Source organism: Vibrio sp. H11 (assembly GCF_004804295.1).
Lineage (GTDB): Bacteria > Pseudomonadota > Gammaproteobacteria > Enterobacterales > Vibrionaceae > Vibrio > Vibrio ostreae.
This window is the reverse complement of the sequence record NZ_SSHN01000007.1, coordinates 237,031-250,757: the sequence shown is the minus strand read 5'-3', so window position 1 is coordinate 250,757 and position 13,727 is coordinate 237,031. Positions and strand designations below refer to the sequence as shown.

Genomic DNA, 13,727 nt, shown 5'->3' with positions numbered 1-13,727 from the left:
GATCTTCACGATCTGTGACTCTGTGTAACGGGATTTTTTCATCAGAAGTTCTCCTTATTGGCTCAGTTTACGCCGAAGAACTCTAAAAAGGTATGCCACTATTTTAGGGGAGGTTTACAGTATGATATGGAAGGTTATTTGGTCGTAAAGGTGTACATCGCTCATCTCTGATATCTGCTTCTCAAAATAAGCATTTGCTCTATCTAAGTGGTAATCCGTAACTTGCGTTTGGTATTCTTCTGACCACATGGTTGTGCCTTGAGTAACCTCGCACTCATGAAGGATAAAAATGGGAATATGGATTTTGGGTTTAATGGAGTCCAATGACACTTTAGATGACAAGGCATCTTTGATTCGCTGACGCAATTCAGGGCTTGTAATCAAGTGATCGATATCGCTAACGTTTGTGACAATACTGTTCTCTTTCTTCAGCTTATCTGGCTTCAAGGAGTTCTTTACAGATGTAACTATGGAACCTAGCCTTGCATTCTCGATTGACTTGTAGAACTTGGCCTCGCCAAACCAGAGGGAAAAATCATCATCATGCACAACTAGATGGACACTATCTGCACCTTTTGCGTTATCTTGAGCATTCTGTTTATAGAAAATCTTGGGGACTACTGGTAAAGCTCCATAATGGTGCTTCATAATCCCGTATAGGAAAATTTCGGCTAATTCACTACCTTTGCCAATGTCAGTTTCTTTGTCTGTCAACCTTAGGTTAGCTGCGGAGGCTGTGAGTAAAGATGAGGACTTGTTAATTAGAGCTTCTCTTTCCTGAGACGACAGAGATGTTTCTGCAATATTATCCCATATAAACATATGAAAATTTTTGTGGCGCCAACTTCCTTCCTCGAAATCATTTGCGATACTCAGGACATGCTTGTTGCATTGAGGGCTTATACTTTTCGTACAGACATCAGAAAATGAGCTGTCTAACAGTACATTGAATTCCATAACTCACTAACCTGTGTAACAATTTCCCCAATGATATACAACTGGTGACAATGCATCAATGCGGTCATCGTATGTAAGGTAATAAAGTTGATGGTTCGATAGGTATTATGTTGCATATAAAGTAAATCTATAACTTTTCTTTAAAAAGATTTACATTAGGCCATTGATTCAACCATTCTTGCGCAATGTTTTTCCTCTTTCGTAAAGTTCTCACATCGATTTTTTATAGCTGAAAATGCAAAAAGGCGATGTCAACATTTACGTCAACATCGCCTTTCTGTTATTCATCTAAGTTATTGAAAACCAAGATAAATCTAAATGTGGCGGAGAGATAGGGATTTGAACCCTAGGTACGCTATTAACGTACGCCGGTTTTCAAGACCGGTGCTTTCAACCACTCAGCCATCTCTCCGTAAGTGCGGTGAATCATACGCGTGGCGGTTGGTCTTGTAAATACACTTTTGTGCTAAGTGGGCAATATACAACCGTTTTTTGACGTTTTTATCCCAGCCGGAGCGTTTACGCCGCTTTGGACTGCACTGAATGGCTGACAGGCCCAAATTGCCATAGACAAAAAAGCTGACTCACGGAGCCAGCTTTCTATTTTTATCTTGGGTGAAGACTTCGCGATTAACGCAAAATCATCTGGGCGCGTTCAGGGCCGACAGAGATCATCTTCACTGGCACACCCATCAGCTCTTCGACACGCAGTACGTATTGCTGCGCCGCTTTTGGCAGGCTTTCGAAGGTGCGACAGCCGGTGATGTCTTCATTCCAGCCTTCCATTTGCTCGTAAACCGGAGCCAGAGAAGAGGTTTGTGGCCAGATTGGGTTTTCGCTGTGCTCGCCGTCGTAGCTGACACAGATCTTCAGATCCTGCATACCAGACAGACAGTCCAGCTTGGTCAGCGCGACTTCAGTGGCCGCTTGCAGCTCAACACCGTTGCGGGTTGCTACTGCGTCAAAGTAACCCATATCACGTGGACGACCCGTTACTGCGCCGTATTCGTTGGCCGCTTCACGGAAGTTGTCCTGCTCTTCCATCGCAGTGATCAGAGTGCCGGTGCCTACTGATGAACTGAATGATTTCGCGACTGCGATCACGCGCTCCGGACGCAGAGCCGGCAGGCCGCTACCCAGACCAGCGTACGCTGCGGTGACGTTTGATGATGTTGTCCACGGGTATTCACCGTACACCAGGTCACGACCAGCACCCAGCTGCGCTTCAAACAGCAGGTTTTGATCTTTGGCTTGCAGTACTTTCAGCGGTTCACTGACATTGCAGATCGCGTCACGCCATGGCGCAGACACTTCCAGCAGCCAGTCTGTCATCTCTTGAGCGGTCTGAGAAAATTCAAACGTCGGGTACAGGGCTTTTAGCTGTGGCAGTTTCCAGTCCAGCATGAACTGGATGCGTTCGCGCAGGACTTCCGGCTGTTTCAGCCAGCCGACCAGGATACCTTTTTTCATCACGCGGTCGCCGTAAGCCGGCGCAATACCCTGACGGGTTGAGCCGTAAGCGCCGTCGCCCAGACGAACTTCTTCCAGTGTATCTTCCAGTGCGTGGATAGGCAGACACAGGGTGGCACGGTCTGAAATACATAGGTTCACGTTAACGCCGGCTGCTTTCACTTCTTCGATTTCCTGAGAAAGCGGAGCAGGGCTGATGACCATGCCAGGGCCAAGAACCGCCAGACAGCCTGGGTTAAACACGCCGCTTGGCAACTGGTGCAGTTTGAATGTACCCAGATCATTCACTACAGTGTGACCGGCGTTATTACCGCCTTGGAAACGGATGCTCGCTGCGGCGCTATCGGCTAAATAGTCCACGATACGGCCTTTACCTTCATCACCCCAGTTTGCACCAACAACAACGATAGACGACATGTTTTTATCTCCTCAAAAGTTACGCACTGATCCTAGTGGGACGGCAAGAATAAGAAAAATTAATTATTATTATTAACTTGATAAGGATTCCATATCGGGATATTTTGCCCGCGATTGACCGTGAGGTGAAAGGCGGTCTGCAATCAAATTGATTTAAGAGGATTTGCGATGCTTGATCTGCACTGGCTCAATACCTTTGTCACCCTGGCCAGGCTGGAACATTTTGGTAAAACGGCCAATGAACTGCATATGACCCAACCCAATGTCAGCCTGCACATCAAACAACTCGAGCAAACCACCCGGGTGAAGCTGATTGAACGTAATCCGTTTCGGTTGACCCAGGCCGGTGAGCGCTTGCTCAAGAGCGCGCAAAACACCTTGATGGAGCTGCAAAGTTGTCAGGCTGATTTGAATGCGATCAATGACTTGTGTCAGGGGACGATGACGATAGCGGCCAGTGATATTATCTCGCGCTGGCTGCTGATCAGCCCGTTTCAGTCGTTCAAATCCGAGTTTCCCGGCATCGATCTGACCCTGCTCAATACCACTTCTTCTCAGGCGGCGGATCTGGTCAAAAATGCCAAAGCCGATTTGGGTTTTGTGATGGCGCAGAAGGAGAGTCAGCCGCTGCATTTTGTCGAGCTGAAGCAGGTGAAATGGTGTGCGTTGGGTAATAATCTCGATAAATGGCAACGTGGGGAAACGGTGGGTAATCTTGAAGCGCCGACTCTGATTTTGCTTGGTCATGATACCCGGACCCGGGATCTGATTGATCCGGCGTTAAGTAAGCTGGGCCTGATGAACTACCGAATCATGGAAGTCGGTAGTGTGGACGCGCAAATCGATTGGGCTGAAGCGGGTTTTGGTATTGCGATAGTGCCGGACTTTGCTCTGCATCCTAAGCTAAACCTGCAGTCGGATATCACACCTTTACCTTCATTTCCCTCGGCGAGCCTGGGTTATATCGTACGCCAAAATCAGGTGCTGTCGAAAGCGATCAAAAAGCTATTACACTGGGTTGATGAAGAGATTGTTCGCTCACCGCATGTCAATGGCTGAGCAGGGCAGTTGTGAGCGATAACAGCGTTGATTATCGTTAAGTAGACGATAGCAGGTGTAAATGAGTAACGATTGTCTACAGTTATGGAAGCGGTCTGAATTAAAATTGGCGGTTAAATATTGTCCACATAAACGGTGTTTTCACTCTACTTGCTGAGATGCTAATAAAATAATGTTTTATTAATAGGTTGTTGAATTTGATAGGGAAATAGTGGTTGAGTAAACGCTTGTACGCCCGAAAGTATTTGCAGGTTACTGTGAAGTACTTCAAAATTAGCGGGTTAGCAATTCTTCTTAGTTAAGAATGAGGTTTTGATGAAAGTCGCGGATTTATTTAAGCATCGTGCGGAAAATTTAGTAAAGCATGCTGAATCTAAGCAGTGGGTCACTCCCGCTATGCGCGAATATTGGGACGAGTTCTTAGGCAAAGCCAACAATCGCCAGCTGTTTTCTTGGTTGAAAGAGTTTCATCCGGCGAATGAAGATGTACAAATGCCTGAGCCCATCGTGCTGAAGCCCGAAGCTCAGGAAGTGTACGATGAACTGATGCCCCAAATTGGCGAAGTGATCCATGTGGGTGACTGGATGCTCGTGGATCAAGAGCGTATTAATCAATTTGGAGCTGTCACGGAAGATATGCAATGGATTCACACGGATCCACAGCGTGCTGAAGCGGAATCTCCGTTTAAGACGACCATTGCCCATGGTTTTCTGACCCTGTCATTGTTACCAAAACTAACTGACAGCGTCGATGAAGCGAATGCCCTGTTCCCAACCGCTAAAATGGTGGTGAACATTGGCCTTAATTCTGTGCGTTTTCCGTACCCGGTCAAGTCTGACAGTCGAGTGCGTGCCGTGAGCACGTTGTCGAAAGTGACGCCTATTAAAAAAGGGTTGGAAATCGAACGTGAAATCAAGGTTGAGATCGAAGGTATTCGCCGCCCTGGTTGTGTAGTGGTTTCAGTCATTCAGTTGCATTTTTGATCCCTGTGATAGACAAAAGGAGAGCATCAGCTCTCCTTTTTTGTGCCTGTTATTTGGCCACTGGAATATAACCATACTCAACGATACGCTCTACGGCGCGCGGTGAATGGAGGAAATCCAGAAACGCTTTCACTTCTTTATTCTCTTTGTTGGAATAGTGCAGAATCAGAAACGGGCGCGACAACTCATATTTGTTTTCAGCAATCGCGCCAGCGCTTGGTGTAACACCTTCGAAGCTGATGGCCTTAACTGATTTATCGACCGAACCGGTAGAGATGAAACCAATCGCCTGAGTGTTATGGTTGACCAGGGTTTTGACCATGCTGTTGCTGTTGACCACCAGGTTATTTGGGTTGATGTCAGATACCAGACGATCGTTAACGATGGTAGTCAGGCCAAGCAAGCTTTCAAAGCTGTAACGGGTGCCGGAAGAGGCTTCACGTGTCACAACTGCGATTTTTTGATCGTGGCCGCCAACCTGTTTCCAGTTGGTAATATTGCCTTTATAGATGTCGTACAGTTGCTGACGAGTCAGGTTGGTGACCGGGTTTACTCGGTTGATGACCACAGCCAGGCCGTCAAACGCGATGGTAAAAGTAGCGAGGTTTTCTTCTTCTTCACTCTCCGTCAGGTAACGCGAGCTCATCGCGATATCACTGACGCCTTTTTTCAGCAACGTAATTCCCGCTGTAGAGCCGACACCTTGAACCGCGATGTAAGTATCGGGATGTGAGGTGTTGTATTCTTCTGCCAGCACGTCCATTAGGCGTGCGACGGATGTAGAACCAGAGACGTTGATTTCACTGGCTTGCGCAAAAGAAGTAAATAAACAAAGGGAGTAAACAGCGGCAAGCACTACCCGTAACATAAAATAAACTCCAAAATCGATGAGTGACGAAGCGCTATGGTATGTCGCTGATGTGACATTTTTGTGAATACCGACGTAAAAGCAGAGATAATCTGAGGCGTTACGGATCCAAGTGGCTTTTTATGTCGTTACTTGAACGGCGATGAAAACATCAATAATCTTTGCACAGGTTATACTCAAAACACTTTGAGATCATAGTAATAGTTGTAAGTTTGCGCGATACTAAAGGCCGGTTTGCTTATCTGGGCGTTGAGGAAGTCATGACAGTTATTAATTTACTGCAGCGTCAAATTGAACGACGGGCGGAGGTCGTATGCGCCAACCGTAACCAGAGTTTGCCTGCAGAACTGGGCAAATCGGGGTTTGAGCCAATAGAAAATGGCGTGCACTTTATTCAAAGCCACTTCAAACTCGATTCAAGTCATTGCGATTACACCAGCCTGGTGGCAAAAGTGATTTGGGAAGAAAGCCACAGCTTATGGGGGCTGTATGTGCCTTCCAATGAGAATGAAGTTCCTGAGTGGGTGCCGTATCCGTATCTGTCCAAAAGCGGCGATCTGACTGCACTGATCCGTGAAATAGAAAAAGATCCGAAATCGTATTTCTGGAGCTGAACAGGCCGCAATCAAAAAGCAAGCAATAAAAAGGGCATTCAATCAGAATGCCCTTAACTCTCTTAACCCTTAATTGCGGGCTTAGGCCTCGGTGCTCTGTTCCTGAGCAGCAGGTTCCTGATGAGCGGCTGGCTCTGCTTGTGGCAGATCTGCAAACACCTGAGTTGGTTTTGCAATCAGGCTGCGGTTCTCCTGGTTGACTTCATTCAGGACAACTTCCAGGGTATCACCCAGCTTGAACACCACTTCTTTATCGACCGATACTGTGCCTTGCTCGCCGTTGCATTCCAGACGCTGCTTGTTGTCCAGAATCAGGCCGCCAGGAATAAAGGCAGCGGCGCCATTTTCCAGCAGACGGACACGCATGCCTGCGCGGTTGATGTCAAAGATCTCGGCGTTAAAGCGCGTGCCTTTGGCCGGCTCTTCAGCCAGAGTGCGAGCGTACAGCCAGTCTGCGACATTGCGTTCGGCAATTTTGTGGTGTTTACGATGCAGCGCCAGCTCTTCACCAACGGTTTCGTCAGGCTTTTGTACCGACTCTTTACCGAGGATGTGAGCTTTCAGCATGCGATGGTTGATCATATCGCCGTACTTACGGATCGGTGATGTCCAGGTCGCGTACACGTCCAGACCCATGGCGAAATGCGGCAGCGGCTCGTTGCCGATTTCACTGTAGCTCTGACTCTTACGGATACGGTTATCCAGGTAAGCGGTTTCCTGAGCAGACAACCAACGGCGCAGCGCGGCAAAGCCTTCTACAGTTGCTACATTTTCGGCATCGATTTCCGCGCCGTGCTCGTTCATCAGTTCCACAACATCGGCCAGTTTCTCTGGTTTGAAGCCAGCGTGAGTGTTGAACACGCCGGTACCAAAGGAAGCCTGCAACGTTTTACCGGCACAGATGTTGGCGGTGATCATGGATTCTTCAACCAGACGGTTAGCAGTGCGACGAGAGTCAGCGTGAATCGCGATCACATCGTTGTCTTCGCTCAGCTCAAAGCGGTAGTCCGGACGATCCGGGAAGACCACGGCATGGGTTTCACGCCAGTTCGCGCGTGCCTGGGCAAAAGCGTGCAGATCGCGCACGACGGCAGCGATGGTTTCATCAGGCTGCCACGCATCGCTGCTGCCATTTTCCAGCCAGTCTGATACGTGATCGTAAACCAGACGCGCGTGCGATTTGATGTTAGCAGCAAAGAAACGAATATCATCACCAATCACGCCGTCTTTATCGACAGTCACGCTACAGCAAAGGGCAGGGCGCACCTGATTTTCGATCAGAGAACACAGCTCGTCAGCCAGATCGCGCGGTAGCATCGGGATGTTGCGGCCTGGCAGATAAATAGTAAAGCCACGCTCACGCGCTACTTTGTCCATGTTATCTTCCGGCGTGATATAGGCTGTCGGATCGGCAATCGCAATGGTCAGCTCAAAGCTACCGTTATCCAGTTGCTTGGCGTACAGCGCGTCATCCATATCTTTGGTTGACTCACCATCGATAGTAACGAATGGCATATCAGTCAGATCGATACGCTCAAGATCGGCGTCATCTTTCAGTTGCCATTCGTCAATCCCGGCTGGTTCGCTGTTTGGGAGGTCATTTTCTGCCAGCGTTACCCACCAAGGTGCGATTTTGTCATCCGCGTCCGTAATTTTTTCTGAGATTTCAACGAAGAAACCGTTGTCATCTTTAAGTGGGTGACGAGTCAGATGCGCGACAACCCAGTCACCTTCTTTAAACTGCTCCGGGTTGAGGCCTTTTTTCGTTTTGGCTTTCAACGGTGTTTTCTTTAGTTGCGGGTGATCCGGCGCAACGTTCAGTTTGCCTTTGTGCAGTTGTACCCGACCAATAAATCGCGTCAGAGAAGGTTCAACCAGCTCTTGCGGCTCTGCGACTTCACGCTCTTTTTCAGTGCGAATGATAGCCACGACTTTATCGCCATGCATACATTTCTTCATGTACGGAGGCGGGATAAAGAAACTGGTTTTGCTGTCGACTTCAAGGAAACCAAAACCTTTATCAGTGGCTTTGATCTGACCTTCTTTCTTCGGCAGGTTTTCTTGGATTTGTTGTTTGAGTTGGGCTAGTAGCGGATTATCTTGAAACATCTTATTTCTATCTGACTCGGTTGATAGGGCACACTATAAATCATTGCTATGGCTGATTACTACCGAAAACGTGCCTTTCGTGCCGATTTACATGGTCTGTGGCGATGTAAAAATAAACGAATTGGTTGCAAATGAGACGATTAGCGCGCGAGTTGTCGAGAGTTTTATCACTACAGAGAAATTTATGTGATGAATTTCAATTTTTTGTAGCTTTTTTTATGCATTTAGGGAATAATCCGCCTCCCTTAGATGTCCCTAGTGGCTTGTTGCTTTTTAATACTTGTCCTCATCTGAATGGAATCAGCAACTGAACGGAATCAGCAACTTCTTGGATTGGTTGGAATGGTAAAGCACGTGGGACCTAGTTATTCATTATTTTAGTGGGATCCCCATGCAAGAAAACGTCATTCAATTTAGTGACTTAGCACTTAACAGTGCCATCCTTTCCGCCCTGAACGAAATGGGCTTCGTTTCTCCGACTCCAATTCAGGCTGCTGCAATTCCTTTGCTTCTGGAAGGCCGTGATGCTCTGGGTAAAGCGCAAACCGGTACTGGTAAAACAGCGGCATTCTCTCTGCCTCTGCTGAACAAACTGGATCTGTCACAACATAAGCCACAGGCTATTGTGATGGCACCAACTCGTGAACTGGCTATCCAGGTTGCAGCAGAAGTGAAAAACCTTGGCCAAAACATCAAAGGCCTGAAAGTTCTTGAGATCTACGGTGGCGCCTCTATCGTTGATCAAATGCGCGCTCTTAAATCAGGCGCTCACATTGTTGTGGGTACTCCTGGCCGCGTTAAAGACCTGATTACTCGTGAACGCCTGCACCTGGACGAATGTCATACTTTCGTTCTGGATGAAGCGGACGAAATGCTGAAAATGGGCTTCGTTGACGATGTAACCTGGATCATGGAACAAGCTCCTGCGACAGCACAACGTGTTCTGTTCTCCGCCACTATGCCTCCAATGGTTAAAGACATCGTTGATCGCTTCCTGCGTGAACCAGCGCGTGTTGACGTTGCCGGTTCTAACCAGACTGTTGCTAAAGTAGAGCAGCAATTCTGGGTAGTGAAGGGCGTAGAGAAAGACGAAGCGATGGCTCGTCTGCTTGAAACCGAAGAAACTGACGCATCTATCGTATTCGTGCGTACTCGTCAGGATACCGAACGTCTGGCTGATTGGCTGTGTGCACGTGGCTTTAAAGCGGCGGCACTGCACGGCGATATCCCTCAGTCACTGCGTGAGCGTACGGTTGACCATATCAAACAAGGTGTGATTGATATTCTGGTTGCCACTGACGTTGTTGCTCGTGGTCTGGACGTGCCGCGTATCACGCACGTATTCAACTACGACATCCCGTTCGATGTAGAATCTTACATTCACCGTATCGGTCGTACTGGCCGTGCTGGTCGTAAAGGTAAAGCGATCCTACTGGTTCGTACCAACCAGATCCGTATGCTGCGTACTATCGAGCGCGTGACTCGTTCTTCAATGGAAGAAATCCAGCTGCCACACCGTGACAAGGTTGCTGAAGCACGCCTGAGCATGCTGGCAGTCGAACTGGAAGCAGAGAAAGCACACTCGTCTCTGGAGAAATTCGCTGAGCTGGTTGAAAAACTGCAAGCTTCTCTGGAAATTGATGCAACGACTCTGGCGGCTATCCTGCTGAAACGTCAGCAAGGTAAGCGTCCGCTGTTCTACGTTGGTGAAGACCCAATGCTGGAAGCGCTTGAGCGTGACAAGCTGCGTCGTCGTGAGCGTCGTGAGAATGGCGATCGTGGTGACCGCGGTGAGCGTGGTGGCCGTCGTGAATTCGCTAACACTGAATGGGATACTTACCAGCTGCAAGTGGGTCGTGACCAAGGCGTTCAGGTTAAAGATATCGTTGGCGCACTTGCAAATGAACTGGGTCTGACCAAAGGTTCTATCGGTGCGATCAAACTGGCTCAGGGCCACACATTCGTTCAGCTGCCTAAGAGCATGACCAGCGAAGTGAGTTCAAAACTGCGTAAACTGCGTATCCGTCAGAAAGAAGTGGGTGCGGTAGTTTGTGATTTTGATGACTTCCGTGAGTCTCGTGGCCGTCGTGAAGGCGGTAACGGTGGTGGTCGTCGTGACGGTGGTTTCCGTGGTAACCGTGAAGGCGGTAACGGTGCTCGTCGTGAAGGTGGTGGTTACCGTGGTAACCGTGAAGGTGGCGAGCGTCGCTTTGATCGCAACCGTGGTGGCGATGACCGTGGTAACTACCGTGGTGAACGTGGTCACAGCCGTCGTCGTAACGACGCATAATCTGCGCTTATCATCTGTTAAGTTTGTATAGAAAGTCTGGGGCCTTGCTCCGGACTTTTTTTTGCCTGTACAAAACGGTTCAGGAGAATCGCAGCTACGATGGCTATTGCAGATAGAACAGGGCAGATAGGATCCAGTAGGCAGGGCAGCGCGAATTTGCTGGCGCCAACTTGTTAAGGCCGGCGCGGCAATTCAGATCCTCTTGATCTTTTCAGTACGTCTCGATCTGTGGAGTACTAAACCGAGTTGCTAAGTAAAAATTAGCCGGTTTAGTGTGCGTGACTTTGCCCTGAGTTTTAATAAGATGCGACGTTCAGTTTACTGAGCAGAGCACTGAAATTGTCTTTCGCGACCGGCGGTGAATAGTAGTACCCCTGGATAAGCTGGCACCCTTGCCGGGCAAAAAATTGCAGTTGTTCCGCAGTCTCGACGCCTTCGACCACAATGACCAGCGACAGGTCATGTGCCATTTTGATAATGGTGGAAGTCAGATTCGCCTGCTCCTCATCATCGGTCACATGAATAACAAAGCTGCGGTCGATCTTCAATGTGTCGCAAGGCATCTTTGACAGGTAAGAGAGCGATGAGTAGCCAGTACCAAAATCATCGATGGCCAGTCTGACACCGAGTGCCTTAATTTGAGTCAGCAGATGAAGCGCATCGTTTTTACGCTCAATGTAGGCTGATTCAGTCAGTTCCAGCTCAAGTTTAGCGGCCGGAAAGCCAGTGCTGTTCAACACCCGCTGCAGGGTAGCGGCAAAATGACCAAAGCGTAATTGGTGGGCTGAGACATTCACCGACATCTTATCCAGCCGATATCCCTGCGCCTGCCATTGCGCAGCGTCCAGGCAGGCTCGTTCTAATACATAATCGCCCAGCGTTTCAATCAGTCCGGTTTCTTCTGCAACTGGCACAAACTCCGTAGGGGAAACCCAGCCTAGCTCTTCATCATGCCAGCGTGCTAAAGCCTCTGCGCCAATCAACTGCTGGTGGGTGGTGTTATATTGCGGCTGATAATAAACCTGAACCAGGTGCTGCTCTAATGCGGCTTTAAGCTTGGTACTCAGCAGTAACTTGCGTTGGCTCTGCTGAGTCAGTCTGTCTTCATAGATGGCGTAAGTACCGCGCTGGTTACGCTTCGCTTCATACATGGCTGCATCGGCTTCCTGGAACATATCGCGATGTTCGCCGCTGTTCTGAAAGCTGACACCTAAGGTGGCTGATATGAACACGGAGGTATTATTGCCAATCAAGATGGCCTGAGTCAGCTGCTTCTGAATTGCAGCAATGATGGCCTGAATATGATCGATGTCGTTGTCTTGCACTAATAGCGCGAATTCATCGCCGCCGGTACGGTACAGGATCGATTCAAGCTGCGCTTCTGTGCCGAGCGAGGCGAGCAGGCGATGTGCGACCTGCACCAGTACTTTGTCACCGGCAGTATGGCCGTAACTGTCGTTGACATCCTTGAAATGGTCCAGGTCGATGACGACCAGGGTTGCCGGACTGCCTTCAACCCCGGCCAACTGTGTGTCCAGCACGCGGCGGTTGGGCAACTGAGTCAACGGGTCATGGGTCGCCAGATGATTCAACTGATTCTGGATGCGCTTCTGTTCGTCGATGTTAACCAGCGAAAAAACATAGGTGGCCATCGTTGCCTGGTTTGAATGCACCTTAGTGATCGACAGCAGGCCCTGATTCTGACTTTCCGGCCCGAAGATAACTTCACCCCGCCAGTCGTCCCGTAACAGCTCGTTTAATGCCAGAGGTTGCCCGTCCGTGTAAAACAGGCTGGCGGCGGAAATTTTATCCAGTTCTGCTCCGGGATTCTGTATGCTAACCATATGGCAGAACGCTTCATTCGCTTGCAGCAGATGACCGTTATCACTGACGATCGCTAAGCCTTCGTTCGAATTATGGAATACGGTTGCTGCCTGTTTCAGTTCATGTTCTTTCTCCGACATTTCTTCCATTAACTGAGTACTGGTTTTGAACATCAAATTCCAGCGAAAGCTATCAGACTCGAGGTAATGAATAAAAGACTGACGTTTAAACAGCGCAAACAGCAGGATGGGAAGGCTAAATGCAATGGCGGTCAGCAGCTTTCCGGCCAGGTTGCCCACGATGACGGCGACAACGTGGTCGTTGTAGCCAAATGCGATCAGCGGAAACACTACTCCGTCTGCCGCTAACACCAGAATAAACAGTGCGATGTAGAGCAGAGTCGTGGTCAGATGATTGAAGTTGAGGCGCTTGAGCTGCTCAAACGCAAACAGCAGCACAAACAGCTCACTGATGATCAGGATGCCACCCAAAATAATAAAAGGCGTCGAGACAGCAAACAGGTCCGCAGAGACGTTGTGCGGGTTAATGATGCCATCACTGAGCAGGCTTTTTTCAGCCAGCATCGAAAACGACACTTTAAACAGATCAACGATGATCACCAGGCGGATGAGATGACGCAGGATCAGTAAGTCTTTCTCTATCAGTACAAACAGCACTGATGTCATCATCAGTGCACCGTAGCACAAACTGCCACCGGAGACTTCAATCCCCGGGTACACCGACAGCGAATAAACATTACCGAGGAAGCCGCCTATCAGCAGTATCAGTGAAATGTAGACGTAAAAAGAGACCCGGCGCAGGGGACCTTCCTGAGACAGGAAGTAGAGTGGAAACAATGAAAAAAGTGTCACCTGGAGTGCGAAGAGTCCGAGCATGGATGTTGGGTCTGCCTGTCGTATTTTGAAGGGTCGAACTTTAGTGTAGTTTCTTTCAAAGTCAACACTGTGAAAGTTCTATCAGGAACGGGTATAACATTTGATACGTTTTGCATAGAACAATTGAATTAATGAGTCTTCAGCTCCGGGTAAAGAGCCTGGCAGGCAGAGGTATAACCAGGCATCATTGACCAGATGACAATAGGATGAAATTGACGCTTAAGCGCAGAATATCATTG

General features: G+C 48.7%; 9 protein-coding genes and 1 tRNA gene. 4 read left to right on the top strand and 6 right to left on the bottom strand.

Annotated features, from left to right (window positions below):
• Positions 1–114: 114 nt before the first annotated feature.
• From E6C74_RS13235 to E6C74_RS13225, 3 genes are all read right to left on the bottom strand, one after another.
• Complete coding sequence (locus tag E6C74_RS13235; protein WP_136485943.1) at positions 115–957, bottom strand: DUF1837 domain-containing protein; 843 nt, start codon at positions 955–957, stop codon at positions 115–117.
• A 321-nt stretch (positions 958–1,278) separates the two neighbouring features.
• Positions 1,279–1,369 (bottom strand) — tRNA-Ser (locus tag E6C74_RS13230).
• Between the two features lie 218 nt (positions 1,370–1,587).
• Positions 1,588–2,844 (bottom strand): adenylosuccinate synthetase, encoded by a 1,257-nt coding sequence (locus E6C74_RS13225; protein ID WP_136485941.1) that lies wholly within the window; start codon positions 2,842–2,844, stop codon positions 1,588–1,590.
• Positions 2,845–3,012: 168 nt separating this feature from the next.
• Between E6C74_RS13225 and E6C74_RS13220 the strand changes: the two genes are divergently transcribed.
• Together E6C74_RS13220 and E6C74_RS13215 are read left to right on the top strand one after the other, a co-directional pair.
• Positions 3,013–3,903, top strand: a complete 891-nt coding sequence (locus E6C74_RS13220) for a LysR family transcriptional regulator (RefSeq protein ID WP_136485939.1) — start codon at positions 3,013–3,015, stop codon at positions 3,901–3,903.
• 315 nt (positions 3,904–4,218) lie between these two features.
• Positions 4,219–4,887, top strand: a complete 669-nt coding sequence (locus E6C74_RS13215) for a MaoC family dehydratase (protein WP_136485937.1) — start codon at positions 4,219–4,221, stop codon at positions 4,885–4,887.
• Between the two features lie 49 nt (positions 4,888–4,936).
• Here E6C74_RS13215 and E6C74_RS13210 read toward each other — a convergent pair whose 3' ends face one another.
• Positions 4,937–5,755: a phosphate ABC transporter substrate-binding protein gene (locus E6C74_RS13210; RefSeq protein ID WP_136485935.1), complete on the bottom strand. Its 819-nt coding sequence runs from the start codon at positions 5,753–5,755 to the stop codon at positions 4,937–4,939.
• Positions 5,756–6,015: 260 nt separating this feature from the next.
• Here E6C74_RS13210 and E6C74_RS13205 point away from each other — a divergent pair, with 260 nt between their 5' ends.
• The gene (locus E6C74_RS13205) at positions 6,016–6,369 is read left to right on the top strand and encodes a DUF3024 domain-containing protein (protein WP_136485933.1); all 354 of its coding nucleotides are present in this window, start codon (positions 6,016–6,018) and stop codon (positions 6,367–6,369) included.
• Between the two features lie 81 nt (positions 6,370–6,450).
• On the opposite strand, the gene rnb is transcribed toward E6C74_RS13205, so the two are convergent.
• Positions 6,451–8,478: an exoribonuclease II gene (gene rnb, locus E6C74_RS13200; RefSeq protein ID WP_136485931.1), complete on the bottom strand. Its 2,028-nt coding sequence runs from the start codon at positions 8,476–8,478 to the stop codon at positions 6,451–6,453.
• Positions 8,479–8,869: 391 nt separating this feature from the next.
• On the opposite strand from rnb, the gene E6C74_RS13195 reads away from it, so the two are divergent.
• Positions 8,870–10,768: a DEAD/DEAH box helicase gene (locus tag E6C74_RS13195; protein ID WP_136485929.1), complete on the top strand. Its 1,899-nt coding sequence runs from the start codon at positions 8,870–8,872 to the stop codon at positions 10,766–10,768.
• Positions 10,769–11,064: 296 nt separating this feature from the next.
• Here the strand turns inward: E6C74_RS13195 and E6C74_RS13190 are convergent, their stop codons facing one another.
• Entirely contained in the window at positions 11,065–13,449 is a 2,385-nt protein-coding gene (locus E6C74_RS13190) for a bifunctional diguanylate cyclase/phosphodiesterase (RefSeq protein WP_168797025.1), read from the bottom strand.
• Between the last annotated feature and the right edge of the window lie 278 nt (positions 13,450–13,727).

Bases quoted from the DNA above. Each gene is read 5' to 3' on its own strand.
- E6C74_RS13235 (WP_136485943.1), bottom strand. From the start codon at position 957: ATGGAATTCAATGTACTGTTAGACAGCTCATTTTCTGATGTCTGTACG.
- E6C74_RS13225 (WP_136485941.1), bottom strand. From the start codon at position 2,844: ATGTCGTCTATCGTTGTTGTTGGTGCAAACTGGGGTGATGAAGGTAAA.
- E6C74_RS13220 (WP_136485939.1), top strand. From the start codon at position 3,013: ATGCTTGATCTGCACTGGCTCAATACCTTTGTCACCCTGGCCAGGCTG.
- E6C74_RS13215 (WP_136485937.1), top strand. From the start codon at position 4,219: ATGAAAGTCGCGGATTTATTTAAGCATCGTGCGGAAAATTTAGTAAAG.
- E6C74_RS13210 (WP_136485935.1), bottom strand. From the start codon at position 5,755: ATGTTACGGGTAGTGCTTGCCGCTGTTTACTCCCTTTGTTTATTTACT.
- E6C74_RS13205 (WP_136485933.1), top strand. From the start codon at position 6,016: ATGACAGTTATTAATTTACTGCAGCGTCAAATTGAACGACGGGCGGAG.
- rnb (WP_136485931.1), bottom strand. From the start codon at position 8,478: ATGTTTCAAGATAATCCGCTACTAGCCCAACTCAAACAACAAATCCAA.
- E6C74_RS13195 (WP_136485929.1), top strand. From the start codon at position 8,870: ATGCAAGAAAACGTCATTCAATTTAGTGACTTAGCACTTAACAGTGCC.